15 protein-coding genes and 1 other RNA gene are annotated in these 18,220 nt (G+C 39.7%); 7 read left to right on the top strand and 9 right to left on the bottom strand.

Going from position 1 to position 18,220, the window contains the following annotated elements; all coding sequences use genetic code 11:
• Positions 1 to 7 precede the first annotated feature (7 nt).
• Complete coding sequence (locus tag MTN96_RS10460) at positions 8 to 1,210, bottom strand: aromatic amino acid transport family protein (protein WP_096041392.1); 1,203 nt, start codon at positions 1,208 to 1,210, stop codon at positions 8 to 10.
• Positions 1,211 to 1,416: 206 nt separating this feature from the next.
• Between MTN96_RS10460 and MTN96_RS10455 the strand changes: the two genes are divergently transcribed.
• Positions 1,417 to 2,304: a DMT family transporter gene (locus tag MTN96_RS10455; protein ID WP_248450601.1), complete on the top strand. Its 888-nt coding sequence runs from the start codon at positions 1,417 to 1,419 to the stop codon at positions 2,302 to 2,304.
• Positions 2,305 to 2,317: 13 nt separating this feature from the next.
• Here the strand turns inward: MTN96_RS10455 and MTN96_RS10450 are convergent, their stop codons facing one another.
• Positions 2,318 to 3,196 carry an OmpA family protein gene (locus tag MTN96_RS10450; RefSeq protein ID WP_054983043.1) on the bottom strand — a complete coding sequence of 293 codons (879 nt, stop codon included), beginning with the start codon at positions 3,194 to 3,196 and terminating at the stop codon, positions 2,318 to 2,320.
• Between the two features lie 363 nt (positions 3,197 to 3,559).
• Here MTN96_RS10450 and rnt point away from each other — a divergent pair, with 363 nt between their 5' ends.
• Positions 3,560 to 4,252, top strand: a complete 693-nt coding sequence (gene rnt, locus MTN96_RS10445) for a ribonuclease T (protein ID WP_029774102.1) — start codon at positions 3,560 to 3,562, stop codon at positions 4,250 to 4,252.
• On the opposite strand, the gene MTN96_RS10440 is transcribed toward rnt, so the two are convergent.
• Positions 4,236 to 5,861 carry a DUF342 domain-containing protein gene (locus tag MTN96_RS10440; RefSeq protein ID WP_054983045.1) on the bottom strand — a complete coding sequence of 542 codons (1,626 nt, stop codon included), beginning with the start codon at positions 5,859 to 5,861 and terminating at the stop codon, positions 4,236 to 4,238. The genes rnt and MTN96_RS10440 overlap by 17 nt on opposite strands.
• Positions 5,862 to 6,127: 266 nt before the next feature.
• Between MTN96_RS10440 and ssrA the strand changes: the two genes are divergently transcribed.
• Together ssrA and MTN96_RS10430 are read left to right on the top strand one after the other, a co-directional pair.
• Positions 6,128 to 6,484, top strand: a transfer-messenger RNA (tmRNA) gene (gene ssrA, locus MTN96_RS10435).
• Between the two features lie 399 nt (positions 6,485 to 6,883).
• Positions 6,884 to 7,378: a tyrosine-type recombinase/integrase gene (locus MTN96_RS10430; protein WP_248531501.1), complete on the top strand. Its 495-nt coding sequence runs from the start codon at positions 6,884 to 6,886 to the stop codon at positions 7,376 to 7,378.
• 68 nt (positions 7,379 to 7,446) lie between these two features.
• Here the strand turns inward: MTN96_RS10430 and MTN96_RS10425 are convergent, their stop codons facing one another.
• From MTN96_RS10425 to mnmC, 6 genes are all read right to left on the bottom strand, one after another.
• On the bottom strand, positions 7,447 to 8,196 hold the full coding sequence (locus tag MTN96_RS10425; RefSeq protein WP_248531500.1) for a hypothetical protein: 750 nt from the start codon (positions 8,194 to 8,196) through the stop codon (positions 7,447 to 7,449).
• 2 nt (positions 8,197 to 8,198) lie between these two features.
• On the bottom strand, positions 8,199 to 9,389 hold the full coding sequence (locus tag MTN96_RS10420) for a hypothetical protein (RefSeq protein WP_248531499.1): 1,191 nt from the start codon (positions 9,387 to 9,389) through the stop codon (positions 8,199 to 8,201).
• 281 nt (positions 9,390 to 9,670) lie between these two features.
• Entirely contained in the window at positions 9,671 to 10,738 is a 1,068-nt protein-coding gene (locus MTN96_RS10415; RefSeq protein WP_248531498.1) for a hypothetical protein, read from the bottom strand.
• 355 nt (positions 10,739 to 11,093) lie between these two features.
• Positions 11,094 to 11,729: an NAD(P)-binding oxidoreductase gene (locus MTN96_RS10410; protein ID WP_248531497.1), complete on the bottom strand. Its 636-nt coding sequence runs from the start codon at positions 11,727 to 11,729 to the stop codon at positions 11,094 to 11,096.
• Between the two features lie 169 nt (positions 11,730 to 11,898).
• Positions 11,899 to 12,222, bottom strand: a complete 324-nt coding sequence (locus MTN96_RS10405) for a hypothetical protein (RefSeq protein ID WP_054983049.1) — start codon at positions 12,220 to 12,222, stop codon at positions 11,899 to 11,901.
• A gap of 269 nt (positions 12,223 to 12,491) precedes the next feature.
• Positions 12,492 to 14,501 (bottom strand): bifunctional tRNA (5-methylaminomethyl-2-thiouridine)(34)-methyltransferase MnmD/FAD-dependent 5-carboxymethylaminomethyl-2-thiouridine(34) oxidoreductase MnmC, encoded by a 2,010-nt coding sequence (mnmC, locus tag MTN96_RS10400; RefSeq protein WP_248531496.1) that lies wholly within the window; start codon positions 14,499 to 14,501, stop codon positions 12,492 to 12,494.
• Between the two features lie 181 nt (positions 14,502 to 14,682).
• Between mnmC and fabB the strand changes: the two genes are divergently transcribed.
• The 3 genes from fabB to MTN96_RS10385 all read left to right on the top strand — a co-directional run bounded on the left by fabB (position 14,683) and on the right by MTN96_RS10385 (position 18,193).
• The gene (gene fabB / locus MTN96_RS10395; protein ID WP_004588393.1) at positions 14,683 to 15,897 is read left to right on the top strand and encodes a beta-ketoacyl-ACP synthase I; all 1,215 of its coding nucleotides are present in this window, start codon (positions 14,683 to 14,685) and stop codon (positions 15,895 to 15,897) included.
• A 112-nt stretch (positions 15,898 to 16,009) separates the two neighbouring features.
• Positions 16,010 to 17,131 (top strand): 4-phosphoerythronate dehydrogenase, encoded by a 1,122-nt coding sequence (locus MTN96_RS10390; RefSeq protein WP_248531495.1) that lies wholly within the window; start codon positions 16,010 to 16,012, stop codon positions 17,129 to 17,131.
• Between the two features lie 45 nt (positions 17,132 to 17,176).
• Positions 17,177 to 18,193, top strand: a complete 1,017-nt coding sequence (locus MTN96_RS10385) for an aspartate-semialdehyde dehydrogenase (RefSeq protein WP_004588395.1) — start codon at positions 17,177 to 17,179, stop codon at positions 18,191 to 18,193.
• Positions 18,194 to 18,220 lie beyond the last annotated feature (27 nt).

The raw sequence follows: 18,220 nt of genomic DNA, 5'->3' as shown, positions 1-18,220 counted from the left end.
TTTGTTATTAACCAATAGCGGGTACTAATCCCAACATTTGCATAAATTGGGCGACAATAATTACAACGCCGCACAGCCCTGCCACCGCTAAACCCATATTACCACTTCGCACTTGGTATCCCGTTTGAGGGCCCGATTTACGCTGCTTATACACCATAGAAACCGGTAAAAATATTGCTAATACCACAAGGGCGATGGCTGCATAGCCTAGCGCCATTATAAATCCCTGAGGGTAAAATAACGCAAACCCTAAAGGGGGAATAAAAGTAATTAGTGCGGTTTTTATTCTTTCTGATTTGGTGTCGCCTTTATTAAATGCATCAGCAAAAAAATCAAATAACCCTAAGCTAACACCTAAAAAAGAGGTGGCCAATGCTAAGTCGGCAAACAGTGTAACAGCGCTTGTTACCTGCGGATTATGCGCAATATTTGCCACACTCTCTACAAAGCCTGTTAAGCCATTACTATTGAGTAAATCACTTTGCTGCATAATCCCTTGGCTAAGCAGTTGCCAAAAAATATAAATCACTAAAGGTAAAGCAGCCCCTGCAATCATTACCTTACGCAAAACTTTTGTTTCTAGCCCCACATACTTAACAATTGACGGAATAGAGCCATGAAAACCAAATGAGGTAAAAATAACGGGTAAGGCAGATAAAATCAGCCCTTGCTCAACGGGCATTTCAAGTAAGTGCTTACCTTGTACATAGGGTGTAAGCATATAAAACAAGCTGCCTAGTACTAAAATTTTAATCGTAAATAACACGCGGTTAAGTTTATCTACTTTACTGGTGCCTAAAGTAACCACGCTACCTATTACAATGGCCAAAACAATAGAGGCAATTTGGGGCGCTATGTTTATGCTCAAATCACTACTAATACGCGACTGCAACTGCGCGCCACCCCCGGCTATATAGGCTGCGCACAGGGCGTAAAACAAAAATATCATCGAAAAGTTAGCAACGTACTGGCCGCGTTTTCCTAACCAGCGCTTTGCTAAGGTGTTTAACGTTGCATCTCTAGGGGCGTATTGGTGGAGCTCTAGCATTAATAAAGCGGTGTAGGTCATCAGTAACCAACTGGCTATTATCAGTGCAAGCGCGGTATTAAACCCAAGTCCTGCAGAGGCAATTGGCAATGCCAGCATACCTGCGCCTATGGTGGTGCCTGCAACAATTAACATGCTGCCTATTGTTTTATTTTTAAGCACTTAACTATCCTAAAATGTGTGAGAGGCACTCAAGATATAACTAGTTACTTAAAACATAAATAGTTTTGTAATAAATGCCGGTAAATAATAATGTAACTATGAATTTACAGCTGTATTTAGACGTTTATATATGTACTGCGTATTACTTTCGCGCGTATAATTTACTTTAATAGGGTTTCTACCTCCTCAGTGCAAAGGAATGGCGTGTGCCAGTTAAATTATCTTATTTACTACTTGTCATTATTTGGTGTACTACGCCTTTAGGTATTGTATGGAGCAGTGAAACTGTAGCACCAACGCTCGCCGTTTTAATGCGCATGGTTATAGGCTTATTTGTTGCTGGGTTAATTGTTGCTATAGCCAATATTCGTGTACCTTGGAGCAAAAACGCGTGCACGTTATATGCATACTCCAGTTTGGGTATTTTTGGCGGTATGTCATTAAGTTACATGGCTGCTACCACAGTACCTTCAGGTATTATTTCATTAGTGTTTGGCCTTGCGCCTATTCTCTCTGGCTTTTTAGCACAAAGGTTACTTAATGAGCCTAAATTTAGCCCTATTAAATTAATAGCGCTGAGCTGTGCATTAATAGGCCTTTATTTTGTAAGTTATAACCAGCTACAAACCTCACAAACTCAGGGCATAGGGCTGATGTATGTGTTATTGGCCGTTACTTTATTTAGTCTCAGTGGGGTGATGATCAAACGTGTAAAAATTGCTATTCACCCGATGGCAACCACTTTTGGAGCGCTGGTTTTTGTTACTCCTTTATTTGGACTGTTGTGGTGGCTGGTAGATGGGCAAATAAGTATGGATTATTGGAGTGCTCGCTCGTTATGGAGTATTGCGTATTTAGGTATTTTTGGCTCGATTGTAGGGGCTTTAGCGTATTTTCATGTATTACAAAAGTTAAACGCCAGTACTGTAGCCTTAAGTAGTTTAATTACACCAAGTTTTGCATTAGCGCTAGGCGCATTACTTAATAACGAGCCTTTGAGTCAGGAGCTTATTATAGGAGCCATAATTATATTTTTGAGCCTAACGTTTTTTCAGTTTGGCGATAAGCTCATAAAGCGGCGCAGCGGTAGCTAGCAGTTTAGGGCGGTTACATTTTTGCTATTTGAATAATTAAACGACGGTTTTTATTTCGCCCTAAAATATTTTCGTTAGTATCAACAAAACGTTTTTCACCTAGGCCTGTGGTTTCTACTTTGCCCTCATCAACCCCTAAGCTGACCATATAATCTTTTATAGCTTTAGCACGCTTACGCGATAAATCTAAGTTATTCCAACGGCCACCGTAGCTATCGGTATACGAATCAATACTTATAGACTCAATACTGGTATCATTTTTTAAATACTCAGCAATTTTATCTAAGCGCTTTTGCGACTCTTTAGTGAGCTTACTGCTATTTGATTGGTAGTTCATTACAGTAAATGAAATATCTTCAAAGCTGTATGGTAAAAGTTCATCGCGGCACTGCAAAAACGCCCAATAGGCTTGCTTAAAATTAACGCTTGAAATACCAACGGCAATTTTGTCGGCACTATTTTGCCAGTCCTGGTAGTAAAAGGTAGGATGAAACCCTTTTTCAAGTTCAGTTAGCATTTCCCATGCGGTTTTATTACCAAGCTCACCATCAAACTTTTTAAGCAACTTCATCGTGGTTATATCACGCGCGGGCAGGCCTGAACGCCATGCTGGTGGCACCGCCTTTAAACCGGCTATATCGTAATTGTCGGGGCGCACAACCATATCTAGATTAAAAGTTAGGTTTTTGTTTTTACTGGCCGATGCCTTAAATATGGCCTCACCGTAGTAGGGCACTTCGTGGTTTAATTGACACTGTAAGCGCGTTGTTTTTATAACTTCCCAATTGGAGTTATCTTGATTTGCGCTGTATTGGCGCATAGCAGCTTGCGATGAATAACTCATCAAGGCGGTGCCAAGGCTTACGCTAATAAAAAACAACTTACACTTCATAAAACGCTCCGGTTAATCTACTAAGCCAATATTTTGGCGTACGGCTAAAGTAGGGCTCTATACCAACTTAATTAAAAACATAATCTTCGTATCGTATTAAATAGCCCGCTCACTGCGTTAAACTTACTGATGTAAAACAAAGCTATAAATAATTTTCGCCTTGTTATTGCGCTATTTTCTAGGCGCCATACTAGTATCCGTAATTTAATGCGATGGGAATTAATAACAGCCAATACAATTAGCAGTTATTTAAAAGCAAATAGCATGCCTACAATATATTAATTAAATAATTTATAAAGCCCTAGCCGAGTAGCCCCCAATTTTGACATAATAGTGAGCTTATCCTCATAAACCAAGAAGACTATGGCAAATACTGAGCAAACACTTTTCGCACAACGCTTTCGCGGCTTTTTTCCTGTTGTTATCGATGTAGAAACCGCCGGCTTTAATAAAGAAACCGACGCCTTACTTGAAATTGCCGTATCAATTTTAAAAATGGATGACGAAGGGTTACTCAGCATAGATCATACCGTTCATTTTCATGTAGAGCCTTTTGAAGGCGCTAATATTGAACAAGCCGCAATTGAATTTAACGGCATAGACCCGTTTAGCCCGTTGCGCGGCGCTGTACCAGAAGACGAAGCAATTAAAGAAATTTGTAAAGCAGTACGTAAAGCGCAAAAAGCTGCTGGGTGTCAACGCTCAGTTGTAGTGGCACACAATGCCGCCTTTGATCATGGCTTTTTAAATGCAGCCATTGAGCGTAACAATATTAAGCGTACGCCATTTCATCCATTTGTGAGTTTCGACACAACCTCGCTTGCAGGGTTAGCTTTAGGCCAAACGGTACTAGCTAAAGCATGTAGAGCCGCGGGGATTGAGTTTGATAACAGCCAAGCACACTCGGCACTTTACGATACAGAACGCACAGCAGAACTATATTGTTTAATAGTAAATCGTTGGCAAGAGCTAGGGGGCTGGCCATTAGCGCCACTACCCGAAAGTGACGCCCAAGAAACTGAAAACACCGAAGAGGATACTAAAACGACTGAGTGATTTTTCCCTCAGAAAGCTTTACTAAGTGGGGTGGGTAAATACGCGAAAACTGTTTTGTGTCTTTTGCTATTTTAAGCTCCACACCTGGGTGCATTATTTCGTTAATTTTAAGTCGGCTAGTTGCCAATAGCTGAGAAATTTTTTGCTTCACCAATCTTTTTTGACGTTGTACGTGCATAGCGCGAGTTTTTATATGCTGCTCATTAGCGGCAATTTTATCTAGTAGCTGTTGGCGTTGAGCAGCAACTGGAATTTTTATCGCTTTTTCTTTAGCTTGTTTAAGTGCAGATGTTTTACTTGCTAACACTTTTTCAAAATCAATTATTTGAGACTGCTTTGAGCGCAGTTCATGCCAGTTTTGAGCTAAAAACACACGGGTCTTAGTCCCTGCCGGCGCACCTAGCTCACCTGTTTCTATACGCATAGCATCAAGAATATTCCCCCCAATTATTTTGCCGCGAGGGTTACCTGCTTTACCAACACGTATTAAGCGCCTTGCACTTAAATTACAATGTAATGCTTGGCGTTCTATAAATAAATCTTGCGCACTTTTAATATTACAGTACTGGGCATAGCCAATAGAAATAGTACGCTGGGCTGAAATTTCACACGTAAATGCTTCTTCATTTTCACGCTTACGGCCAATAGCGCCGAGCATAATAGTTACCGCGCTTTGGCTTTCAATCGTGCCTGATTCTACAAACCCTAATACAGTAATATCGCCATTGGCTTTAACCCGCATACCATCTTTTACATCACCAGAGATAATTACACTGCCATCAAAATCAACGTGGCCTGTACTTACATCTACATTATGAAAACACAAAACATCGTCAACCCGCATGCCTCTAGGTAAGGCCACAGGGACACCTTTACAATCGGCAATGAGCATGTTTGGGTTATTAGGGTCTATTTTTGTGCCTTCAAAGGGCTGTAATTGATGTTCTTTACCAGGCGTTGCCTTGATCATATCGCCAAAAACCGTATAGCCATCTTCACCTGGAGTAGCTGCTACTCGCTGCATTAAAGGGGTGCCGGGCTTTACCGTAATAATCGCGCCAAGGTCTTTCATATCGACCTTGCCACCTTCTTTTGCTTGGGGGCTAAGTACGCGGTCTTGCGCTGTAGAGCAAAGGCGAACAAACCTCGCATCACTACCTTCTTTAGGGTTTCGGCCATGAGCCACAATAGCGCTGTATGATGTACCTGCAGGGTGAGAAAACTGCTGACCTAAAAACGTATCAAGTGCGCGAGGGCTAATGCCTTTTTTTACACCGGCTTTAACTAAAGCTGCTTGAGCTGCCTCCATTGAGAGTAATGCGCCGCCTTTGGCCGTGGTAAGCGTTGCCTCTGCAACCATGTTTTTTTCATCAACGTTAATAACAATGCTCGCGTCCGTGGCTTTGGCAATTACTAATGATTCTTGCTGATAATTTTTACTCGGTGAAAATAATTTACCAATATTGCCAGAGAGTACTTCAAACTCGCAATAATCCGACTGTTCAAGTAGCTCAATAAGTTGAGCACTCGTCACCGGAAATCCATTATCAATAGGGTGTGCAGATAACGCCAGCTCACCCGTTTGTTCATTAAATAAAAAAACCGACATTTATAAATTCCCTACGTAATATGCCTGTTATTATGATTATTACTTTTACTACTAAAGCCTTATAGCTAGTGTAAAATTTAACTCCTTATTTGAGCACAACTTGACCGGTATGTTAAGTAAATGTTCAGTATTTGTTTGCTTTTTTACAAACTTGTGCTTGTTTACTGTTCAGTTGATTCAGTTAGCTAAAATAAAAGTGTCACACCCCTTGAGTATCAGTCGTTTACTCAGTTATACTGCCCTCACTGAAAGAAATTCATATTTCAGGGGCTGATTAGGATTCGACGGAATTCAAGAAGCCTGAGGTGCATGTCGAGGTGCGGTTTGCCTCGTAAAAAAGCCGCAATTTAAAGTAATCGCAAACGACGATAACTACTCTCTAGCAGCTTAGGCTGGCTAGCGCTCCTTCCATGTATTCTTGTGGACTGGATTTTGGAGTGTCACCCTAACACCTGATCGCGACGGAAACCCTGGCCGGGGTTGAAGCGTTAAAACTAAGCGGCCTCGCCTTTATCTACCGTGTTTGTCCGGGATTTAAAGGTTAATTAAATGACAATACTAAACATGTAGTACCGACGGTCGAGGCTTTTCGGACGGGGGTTCAAATCCCCCCAGCTCCACCACTTTAAAGTGTTATAAAACAGCCAGTTAGAGTAAGTTGCTCTAACTGGCTTTTTTGTTTTTATAATTCCTGTCCACTTAGTGCCCACATCAGTTATTTAAAACCTCAATATTGCAGGCTTTACTTCAAAATAGTTTACGAAACTGCGATTTGTCACCATGAAAGCATGGATTAACATTGGTCTAAACCTGCTCTCAATGATATTTAAATTGGAAAGACTACTTGCCATAATTTTAAATGCTTAAAAAGATAAATAACTTTTAAAAACAGTTTCTTAATGTGTTTTTCTTAAATTCCGCTCCCCCCCTATTAGTTAATTGAAGTAGGGGAGTTAAAATACCCTAACCCTCTGGCTGAAATTAAGCCATTCAAACTACAGCAAACAGAGCTTTCATTTTTGATGGGAGACGAAATAATTACTCTACTTAATGAACTAAAACTCTCTACTAACCCACATATTTTAATCGTGTCTAAAATTTGTTTAGCTACTGGTGGTAGGATAAGTGAAGCATGTAATTTAAAAGGTTCTCAGGTTATTAAATCAGGCGATAGCTACCGCATTACCTTCATTAATACCAAGGGTAAAAAGAACCGAACTGTACCAATTAGTGAAAAACTGTTTAATGAGATCCCTAAAAAGTCAGGGCCACTATTTGCAGATTGTCGAAAGGCGTTTGAAAGGGCGGTGAATAAAACTGATATTAACTTACCAAAAGGACAGTGCAGCCATGTTTTAAGGCATACTTTCGCAAGTCATTTTATGATGAACGGGGGCAATATTTTAGTCTTACAGCAGATATTTGGTCATGCAAAGATTGAGCAAACCATGGTTTACGCGCACTTTGCACCCAGTCATTTAGAGGATGCAATAAAGTTAGGCCCAAAAATCATTTGAGTAATATATTTCGGTCAAATTTAAGTTAGTAGACCAAGCCATAAAATACTAAGCTTTTGATTATAGGCTTATTCTATAAACACATACTTAGAAACAAACCAACTGCAATCCTCTTGACCACATATCTTTTCAGCACTTTCTGTTGAATCTAACTGACTCTTAAAAGTTATGTAGTAAAGTTCATCTTTATCAACAGTTACAAAGTAACTGAGAATACGTTCAGATGACTTTAAAGAAATAAACTTAGAAAGTGGGCGGGATTTTTCTCCATCGCTTTTAGAACCTATCGTTGAATAAACAATAGGGTTGAGAGCCCTCTTTTTAAGTAGCATATGGTCTTTTGCTTCAATATTATAAACAGTAAGTGGATTCTTATCTAAGTTGAAAGTTAGTCTGGATTTACCGCTATTTTTAATTTTAACTTCAATAATCAACCCCTTTGTATTCGGTGATTCAGGAGAGTGATAATCAATCACTTTATGATCAATGCTAATTATCGATGCTTCAGTGTTATCAATTAAAAGTTGCTTTTCTTCTATTTCCTTCTTTTTAAGATCAAGGTTTTGATTAGCGGTTTCTACTTGCTTAGCCAAATTAAAACTAGCTATAACCCACAGTCCACCAATAATTATAGCTAAAGCACTAATAAAGTTATGAAATATAGTTGAAAAGTCAGAAGGTTTAGTTGTACTAATATCTCTACGTTTATGGAAGAAAATATAAGAAAAAATAAATAATATAAATACGCCTACAATGAGAATTAGTAAGCTAGTTGGTAAAATATTAATTATTGAGTATATGCCATCTTGCTTTGTCATGATTAAACACCAGTATCACCATTTTGAGATATTTCTGGAAAATCTTCATATCGGTCATCAATTTCAGTTGAAGATACACTATTTTCATTGCCAAGAGCTGAATCATTATCAACTATAGGTGATACTTTTGCCCTCGATATAGGGTTCGATACTTCGGCTTTGTCTAATGTAAATCTATCTTTATTTGGTTTACTGATCGCAGCTTCTAAATGTGATTTATGAGATTCAAGTGTTGTTGTTGAATTTATGTATGATATGGCCTCAGTTAATTCAAGTTGCTTGTTTCGCAATATTTCTTTATCTGAACTGTCTAACGGATTAACTGATTCACCCATACATCCAGCCATTAAAGCGGCAAATAATATTAGTGTAGCTCGTTCACCAAATATTTTGCCCCAAGAATGACCAGGTGAAGTAAAAATACTTTTATTAGAAAGGGTAAATATATTTTGTCCACCATAGCGGTAGTACATCTCATCAATAACATCAGGGTCTAAAGTTCTTTCATCTAAGTCTTCGATTAAAGAAAATAGTTCTAATTTTTGAATTATTCTTTGAAATTCACTAAGATGAAATTGAGCTATATCACTCGTTTGATTAATTTCAGTTGTGAAATGCAGTTCATTACCTTCAATATAAATACCATAAAGCCAATGCTTTAAAAGTTCCTGATGAACCTCTAGTGAGAAAACAGTTTTTTGAGCACCTAGGCTCTTGCTTATAGGTGAAGGTAAAGTAATTCTTAACTTTCTTTTTTCCCATTTAACCTTTCTTCTTAGGATTAAAGCTTGTTTGGATTCAACTTTTTCTCCTTTGCCATTTAAAGAAAATAGCGGGGTAGAGTCAATAAATGCGTCAGAGATTATAGTACCAATAGCTATTTCACTCTTAGATAAGGTGAATACAGTATCTCCAACATTAAAGTCATTAATAAAATGACGAATTTGACCGAGTCGAGCTGACATTTGTGGAGTATCTTCAGGAAGCTCTTTCTTTGAATTTAAAGCATTTATTTTTTTCTCTAAAAATTCAAGATCATCTTTAGTTATAACACCTTCCGATTCAAAATCTACATTATCAATATGTCCTAGTGCAACACATCCAGAAGAAAGAAATTGGTTATATGAAATGGCTTTAGCGCCAGCTCTTACGACCCAGTACTGTGTGTTAGGATCGATGTCAAAAACATTCATGGAATTTCCCTATAACTTTTTATATTTATAAGCTTTTATGTCCACATGATGCCCAATACAGATAGATTTTACAAGATTGTATGAGACGAGGGCAGCTAATAAGTTACTGATTTTAAATTAAGTTGTTGTTTTTACTAAGTAACAGTAATAATCGAGGCTTTTCGGACGGGGGTTCAAATCCCCCAGCTCCACCAATACAGGTATTTAAGTTCGTTACTTAAAAACCATAAAAAACCGCCAATTTGAGCAATCAGATTGGCGGTTTTTTTTATGGCTTTAATTTATTCTGTGCTTGTAGCGGCTAGCTTCATTTTTATCGACCTTACTTTCATTTTAATACTAATAATAATAAGCGTTAAAAACGACATTAAGCTAATTAGTAGAGTTAAATCTAATATCGGTGACTTGGCGAGTTGTGTGTTTGTAGGCGTGACGGGTAAAGCGTCAGGCTTATTTTGTTGTTGCCTAATGTAGCTTTGGCTTATCCAATCAACGGCGTTGATCCATTGAATTTTATCAGGGTTATCATTACCAAGCTTGCTCATTACATGGGCGTCGTTATTAAGCGATTTAGCAAGGTTAATTAATTGCTCCCAAAATACATGTTCAGTGCCTAGCGCATCTATTTCTTGTAGGTGCTGCTTTAACCTTTCTGCGCCCATGCTGTTTATATTTGGTTGCTTTAGAATTTTTGCGTAACTGTTTATATGCGTTGAAAAACGAGCAAAATAGCTATCAACTTTTTGCTGCGCCCCTTGATTAAGCTCATCTGTGTTGTGGGTGTTAGGTAAGGTGACTTCTGGGTGCTTTTTTTGATTTGCTAAGTACTGCTTATAATGAACGTAATTTAATGTTGTTGAGGGCGAAGCTGATGAGCTGTCTATCATACTCATTTTAAGTGTGTTAAAGCTTATTACTGCTGAGCAGATAAGGCAGATGAATAATAGGCTATAGCAAAAAAATAACGCACTTTGCAGTGCAAGTTTGGGCAGGGTGGCAGGGCTATTTACGCCGGCCTTTTTAATGCTTGCTATTGTATTAGCTGTGTTTTTTACTGCAGGCTCATTGTGAGCAACAACCAGTTTGGTACCCGCGGCTCTTTGGGGTGCCCTTACACTTGCGTGCGGTTCTACTTTGGTGATTAAACCAAAACTTTTTAGTTTAGATTCTGTTTTAACTGCATCAATACTTGATAGGTCTTTGACGAGTGCGTAGGCTCGGCCATCAAATAATTTTACAGCGACATTATGAGGAATTTTTAAAAACTGACAGAGTTGCTCTTGTACGGTACTAATGTCAGCATTTTGGTGTAACTGACCATTAAAAATAATTTTAAATGAGGCGCTCACGCTATGTCCTTATTCGTGCAACTTCCATTGAGGAATTTTTATTATTGTTTTAACACGCTGTTAATTTACCAGATAAAATAAGGGGTTTCTAGTATTTAGCCTTATTAAACTAGTAAAAAAGCCTGAACAAAATTTGCTCTGTTGAGTTTTTAACGCATTGTTTTGTGGTGATTTTAGTGGAAGTGCTTGTTTTTCATGTTGTTTTATTAGGAACGCGGTGTGTAGGCTTTTATAAAGCGATTTAAACGTGTTGTTTACATTTAATAAATATAGTGAAGCAAGGGAGGGCGCGTGCGATTTAGCATTTAAATACGTTGCCCTTTGCAAGGGGGTTTACAAAGGGCAACCAGAGTGTTTATTTTACAGCTGCTTTAATGGGCGTTTCGCCGTCAAATAGTTCAAAAACGCGGTTGCCATTAAATGCGTTAGTAGCAATATGTAATAGGGCATTGGCAACGTTTTCGCGGCTAATTTTAGCTTTAGAACGATCGTTTGGACGCTCGGTGGTTACTTTCATTGAGGCGCTTTCATCGGTCAGCCCACCTGGGCGCACTATGGTGTAGTTTAAGCCACTGTTGATAAGGTGCTCATCGGCCATATGTTTGGCAACTAAGTAAGGTTTTAAGTCACTTTCTATTGAGTCTGGATCGTCAGCGCCAATAGAGCTAATCATAATAAAATGCTTTACGCCATGTTCTTTAGCATACGTTGCTGCTTTGGTGGCTGCCCATAAATCAATAAGCACGGTTTTGTCTGTGCCTGTACTTCCGCCAGAGCCAGCAGCAAAAATAACTTGATCGCAATCTTTTAACGCACCAGAAAAATCTTCTTCGAGATCTTGCTCCACAATGGTTAAAAATGGACTATCTAAATCATCTAACTTACTTTTATCACGCACTAATGCAGATACATTTTGCTCATTGTTTAAAAGCAACTTGGTTGCCATTTTACCAATTTTTCCGCTAGCGCCAATAATTAGGGTCTTACTCATAATTAATTCCTTCTCAATTTAGTGTAAAGGTATTTAGTACAAATAGACCTTGGGGTAGGCATTCGTTTTTAAAGGGTAAAACGCTGTTTTTCTCTACAAAGTGGTTATTTAAAAGTAAATAAAAATTGAGTCTGAACTAAGCATGAAAATTAGCCGCTTTTTACTGTGTTTATTCAATCATTATACTGACTTCGGTAACATAATTATGATGGTATAAACTGATGCGAACAGCATGGTTTTGGTAGTTATAGTAAAGGGTGCGGTAGTTATTATCGCCTTTGCTGTTAATGGGGTCACCAAGGGCCTGCTGATAAAATTTAGAAATAGCATCAATAGAAGCAGCTAAATACCCTGTTCTAACCAGCGGGTATTCGCCAGTTACATCCATGGTGGTTATGAATTCTTCAGGTAAGGGGATGGCGGTTACGTCTTGGCTAAATGTGCTAAACGATATAGCGGCGAGTAATATTACAGCACAAGTTAAAGCTTTCATTGTTATCCTTTTATTGATACCCATCCGCATTCATACATATGGTGCGCATTGGTTATATAATACCAGTGCGCAATAATACTTAATCATTTTGCGGTGCTAACCGTGTCGTTGCCTGTTTTAAAAAATTCTTATTTGGAACAACTAAATAGCGAGCTTTTTACCTAGCCATCAACACGTTTTTCCAGCCTCAAAATTGATCACTTAATTAAGCGGATTGGTATAAATTCCTTTTATGGTTATTATTTTACGCAAAAAATGAATGATGTCATTTAAATTTTATTTCGTATTAAATCACGCACAATAAAACGCGCAGGGTGAATGGCCTGGCTTACACGCTCGCTGAGTGGGCGTGGTTCATTATTTAACGTGCTAATAAAGTGCTCGCTTAATAACGGTGCGCTGCATAATGCACGCGCTCCAAACCCGGTAAAAATATGTAAGCCTTGTTGTGGCTTGCATAGAGGTGAGTATTGATAGCGTTTACCTAGGCGTAAATTAGCAAAGGCGGTGCTGTAATCGCTTTGCTCACACCATTGTCCTGCCATTGGTAAGTGATCTATAAACGTGCAGCGCACAGCTGCTTTAGCACAGGTAATGTTACCTAATGTGGTGGCAAAGTCGCTTTGATGGTAAAAGCTAAGTAGTTGCTCATGGTTTAGCTGGTTGTCTTTTTCTGTAACGACGCGACTTTTTGTGTTTTTTTCAAATGTAGCGCCCATACAGTGTTTACCTAAATAGGCGGGGGTAAAATAACCTTTGTGGCACAACACGGTTTTAAGCTGCTTAGATTGTTCACTCGCTTGAATATGCGATACTTGACCACGTACCCCTACAATAGGTAATGCGTTTGTTTGTTCAAACGCATCGCTATGCTCACCTGCACATATTATTACATCACTAAAAGGGCCATATTGGGTATGCTTGTGGGTTAAATACCAGCCTGCATCGGTTTTAGTAAGCTGCTGTATATGGCAATTAAAATAGCTATTAATAGGGTTAAGGCTATTGGCCGCTTTTAGCATTGCCTCAACTAGCTGGGGTGGGTTTACCCAACCGCCTTGCTCAAAATAAACGCCGGGGTAGCCGGTTTTTACGCCTGCCAGTTTATCTCCTTGCTCTACAGTTACATTGCGCATTAAAGCTTGAGGCCATAACTGTTTTTGTTCTAAATTTTGATGTTTATCGGCAAGAGGCTTTTTAACCGCATGTTGCAGTACACCGCACCAGCTATAATCAAAATTAAAGCCGTTTTTTAGTAGTTGCTGGTAACTGCGCTTAGCGTATAAAAAACTGTGCGCAAATAATTCACTATGAGGTGAATTTTTAGCTTGCAGATGGGGGTAAACCGCGCCTTGTACGTTATGTGAAGCGCCCATAGCTGGTTTTTCATCTTGGCAAAATAGGCTACTTTTAATGCCACGCTTAGCCAAACTGTGCAAAATACAGCTACTCGCAATCCCGCCGCCAATTACAGCAACATGTTCTAGTTTGGCAGGGGGTTGATCAAAGTACGGGGGCGATGACTGTGCACTATTAGCGTGTGCTAATTTGCCTATCAGCATTTCGCGTTTACGGCCAAAGCCTTTCGCTTTTTGCATGCTAAAGCCTGCAGCTATTAAGCCTCGGCGTACAAAGCCTGCAGCGGTAAATGTGGCAAGTGTTGCATGCTTGCGCGATATATCAACCATGGCATTAAACACACTTTGTTGCCACATGTCAGGGTTTTTACTCGGTGCAAAGCCATCTAAAAACCACGCATCGACCACCCCTGATTGCGGGTAGCTCATTGCATTTATTGAATCAAGCACGTCGCCAAAATACAAATCAAGAATAACCTGGCCGTTATTAAATTCTATGCGATGACAGCCGCCTAAATTTATAGGGTAATGTGTTATTAATTCATCACTAAGCTTGTTTAATGTTGGCCACGCTTGCAGTGCTTTTTTTAGATCATCAGCATTAAGCGGGTATTTTTCAAACGAAATAAAATGCAATCGCTTAACCCGTTTGCCTACTTGATTTTGAACTTGTTGATTGGCAAGGTGGTCATTAAAGTGTTGCCATGCATTTAAAAAGTTTAAACCAGTACCAAAACCGGTTTCGGCAATAACAAAATGCGTTTGGTCATGATTTTGTAACCGCGCCTGTATATTGTTTTGTTGATAAAACACGTAATGCGATTCAGCAAGGCCGTCGTCATTAGAAAAATAAACATCGTCAAAGTTATCGGCTACCGGTGTGCCTACTTCATTAAAGTGTATTTGGGCGTTTTTTATCATGACTTATTAAATTTTTAGACAGTATTTTTTAATTATTTTACGGGTTTTCTTTGAAATAGTCTGGCGTTATTTATAAGCTATTAAATTCAGAGTACAGGTGTACGCTAGAAAGCTGACCACTTAACACCTAAAAACAGCGTAAAATACACAGTAATTTAGTATCAAGCTAAGGGAATTACCCATGAGAAGAGCCGTAATTACGGGTATCGGTGTTGTATCAAGCATCGGTAATAACAAACAAGAAGTATTAGAGTCACTAAAAGCGGGCAAAAGCGGTATTGCTTTTAACCAAGAATTTGCCGATTACAACTTACGTAGTAATGTATCGGGCAAAATTGATATTGATGTTAAAGAACACGTAGACCGTAAAGCAATGCGCTTTATGGGTGATGCTGCTGCTTACTCTTATATTTCTATGAAGCAAGCAATTGAAGACGCTGGCTTATCTGATGAGCAAGTATCTAATGAGCGCACGGGTTTATTAGTTGGCTCTGGTGGTGGCTCTTCAAAGTGGCAAGTAGAAGCGGCCGATATTTTGCGCGAAAAAGGCGTAAAGCGCGTAGGTCCTTATATGGTTCCGCGTACGATGGCAAGCACGACATCGGCTTGTTTAGCAACGCCATTTAAAATTAAAGGCGTTAACTATTCTATAAGCTCTGCGTGTGCAACATCTGCACATTGTATTGGCCACGCTGTTGAGCAAATTCAATTAGGCAAGCAAGATGTTATTTTTGCCGGTGGTGGTGAAGAGCTCCACTGGACCCTTGCAATGGAATTTGACGCAATGGGCGCGTTATCTACCAAATATAATGAAACACCAGAAAAAGCATCTCGTACGTACGATGCAAACCGCGATGGTTTTGTTATTTCTGCTGGTGGCGGTATTGTTGTAGTAGAAGAGCTTGAGCATGCACTTGCTCGTGGCGCACATATTTACGCAGAAATTGTAGGCTACGGTGCTACATCTGATGGCTACGACATGGTAGCACCTTCAGGTGAAGGCGCAGTACGCTGTATGCGCCAAGCAATGCAAGGCGTTGATACACCAATTGATTATTTAAACACGCACGGTACATCTACGCCAGTAGGCGATGTTAAAGAGCTAGGCGCTATTCAAGAAGTATTTGGTGGTAACTCGCCGCTTATTAGTGCGACTAAATCATTAACGGGACATGCACTAGGTGCTGCGGGTGTTCACGAAGCTATTTTCTCAATTCTAATGATGGAAAACGACTTTGTAGCGCCATCTATTAACGTAGATGAGCTAGATGAGCAAGCACAAGGCCTTAACATTGTAACTGAGCGCCGTGATGCACAGCTTAATACTGTTATGTCTAATAGCTTTGGTTTTGGTGGTACAAACGCCACATTAGTTATGAGCAAATATAAAGGTTAATTCGTTTTCTCTTTATAGTGATTAAAAGCCGAGCATTGCTCGGCTTTTTAGTTTGTGTAATGGCTCGGTTGTTCGTTACAATAGCGCCTCATTTTGCCATACGGACTCCCCAATGAAGATTCTTGCCGATCAAAACATGCCTTTAGTTGAGCAGTATTTTGCAGACTTTGGTGAGGTAACGCGCTTTGATGGACGAAACTTAACACCCGATGCGTTAATTGATGTTGATGTATTACTTACGCGTTCGGTTACTAAAGTAAACAGTGACTTGCTTGCCCACGCTAATAAATTAAGCTTTGTAGGTACCGCCACTATTGGTGTTGATCATATAGATACACAGTTACTAAACGATAAAGGCATTGCCTTTAGTAGTGCCCCAGGTTGCAATGCAGTGGCGGTGGCTGAGTATGTAATAAGTAGCTTGTTTGCCTTAAGCCAAGAAAACGCAGCCCCTTTAAGTGGTCAAACAATAGGTATTGTTGGGGTGGGTAACATTGGCAGCTGTTTAGCACAAAAACTAAAAGCACTTAATGTTGATGTTTTATTATGTGACCCAATTAAACATGAGCAGGGCTTATTAGCCGAGCATGTTGAGCTTGACGAACTACTTGAGCGCGTAGATGCGGTTACCTTTCATGTACCGCTGATTAAAACCGGTGAGCACAAAACGCATCATTTAATTGATGAAAAACGCCTTAAAGCGTTAAAGCCTGGGTTAGCAGTTATAAATGCGAGCCGTGGAGAAGTAATTGATAATCAAGCTTTGTTATCGGTTATGGAGCAAGGGGCAGACTTAGATTTGGTTTTGGATGTTTGGGAAAACGAGCCTAACATTTTAATTCCATTGCTTGATCATGTGCGCTATGCCAGCGTGCACATTGCTGGCCATACCCTTGAAGGAAAAGCCCGCGGCACACAAATGCTGTACCAAGCATTGTGTAAATTAAAAGGCGTAACCGCAGAAAAATCTCTTGCTGATTTTTTACCACAACCTGCTGTTACAAGCCTAAGTTTACAAAGCAGCTTTACTGAGGCTGATATTGCGCGTTTAGTGCATTTAATTTACGACGTACGCCGTGATGATGGCATTTTGCTGCGCAACTTAGCAGAAGACGGGTTTGATAGTTTACGTAAAAACTACCCAGTCAGGCGTGAGTTTAGCACTTTAACGGTAAAAGAGAGTGCACAGCATACAGATGCACTCGCTCAGCTTGGCTTTAACACCGCAAACTAATTTAACTAGTAGTGTTGTTTTAACACTGCTTAAAGAGGATAAAATATGTCGCAAAAATATAACGTTGCTGTACTTGGCGCTACAGGCTTAGTAGGTCGTCAAATTATTGAAACCCTGGAAGATCGTAAATTTCCGGTAGACCAACTTTTTTTACTAGCCAGTAGCCGCAGCGCAGGTGAAGACATAAAGTTTCGTGGTGAAACCATTGAAGTGCAAGACGTAGAAGGCTTTGACTTTAGCCAAGCACACATAGGTTTGTTTTCAGCTGGTGGCAGTGTATCAGAAAAATACGCGCCAATTGCAGCCGATGCGGGCTGTGTTGTAATTGATAACACCTCACATTTTAGAAATGATTTTGAAGTACCGCTAGTGGTACCAGAAGTTAATGCAGCCAGCCTTGAAGACTTTAGAAATCGCAATATTATTGCAAACCCTAACTGCTCTACTATTCAAATGATGCTAGCGCTTAAACCAATTTACGATGCTTATGGTATTGACCGCATTAATGTATCTACTTACCAAGCCGTATCTGGTGCAGGCAAAGAAGCCGTAGATGAATTAGCAAAGCAAACAGCTAATTTAATGAATGCTCGCCCAATGGAAAACGAAATTTTTCCTAAGCAAATTGCATTTAACGTTATTCCTCAAATAGATACCTTTGAAGATAACGGCTACACGCGCGAAGAAATGAAAATGGTAAACGAAACGCATAAAATTTTGGGTGATACCACTATTGCTGTTAACCCAACCTGTGTACGTGTACCTGTATTTTTTGGCCACTCTGAGTCAATCAACATTGAAACACGCATGCCGTATGACTTTGAGCACGTTAAACAGCTTTTAAATGATGCCCCGGGAGTCGAGCTTATTGAAGATGAGGGCGATTACCCAACCGCGGTTTCAGATGCCAGTGGTAATGATACAGTTTACGTAGGCCGCTTACGAGCTGATATTTCGCACCCTCATGGTTTAAATATGTGGGTTGTAAGTGATAACACTCGTAAAGGGGCTGCCACTAATAGTGTGCAAATAGCAGAAGAGTTAATCGCTAACTACTTATAAATACCCGCTAATATTGTGTGTAAATTA

The organism is Pseudoalteromonas sp. 2CM28B (assembly GCF_023161935.1).
This window is presented reverse-complemented; position numbering and strand designations above follow the sequence as displayed.

Coding starts and splice junctions, on each gene's coding strand:
- fabB (WP_004588393.1), top strand. CDS start 14,683: ATGAGAAGAGCCGTAATTACGGGTATCGGTGTTGTATCAAGCATCGGT.
- MTN96_RS10425 (WP_248531500.1), bottom strand. CDS start 8,196: ATGACAAAGCAAGATGGCATATACTCAATAATTAATATTTTACCAACT.
- MTN96_RS10450 (WP_054983043.1), bottom strand. CDS start 3,196: ATGAAGTGTAAGTTGTTTTTTATTAGCGTAAGCCTTGGCACCGCCTTG.
- MTN96_RS10430 (WP_248531501.1), top strand. CDS start 6,884: ATGGGAGACGAAATAATTACTCTACTTAATGAACTAAAACTCTCTACT.
- MTN96_RS10390 (WP_248531495.1), top strand. CDS start 16,010: ATGAAGATTCTTGCCGATCAAAACATGCCTTTAGTTGAGCAGTATTTT.
- MTN96_RS10440 (WP_054983045.1), bottom strand. CDS start 5,861: ATGTCGGTTTTTTTATTTAATGAACAAACGGGTGAGCTGGCGTTATCT.
- MTN96_RS10405 (WP_054983049.1), bottom strand. CDS start 12,222: ATGAAAGCTTTAACTTGTGCTGTAATATTACTCGCCGCTATATCGTTT.
- MTN96_RS10410 (WP_248531497.1), bottom strand. CDS start 11,729: ATGAGTAAGACCCTAATTATTGGCGCTAGCGGAAAAATTGGTAAAATG.
- rnt (WP_029774102.1), top strand. CDS start 3,560: ATGGCAAATACTGAGCAAACACTTTTCGCACAACGCTTTCGCGGCTTT.
- MTN96_RS10420 (WP_248531499.1), bottom strand. CDS start 9,389: ATGAATGTTTTTGACATCGATCCTAACACACAGTACTGGGTCGTAAGA.
- MTN96_RS10385 (WP_004588395.1), top strand. CDS start 17,177: ATGTCGCAAAAATATAACGTTGCTGTACTTGGCGCTACAGGCTTAGTA.
- mnmC (WP_248531496.1), bottom strand. CDS start 14,501: ATGATAAAAAACGCCCAAATACACTTTAATGAAGTAGGCACACCGGTA.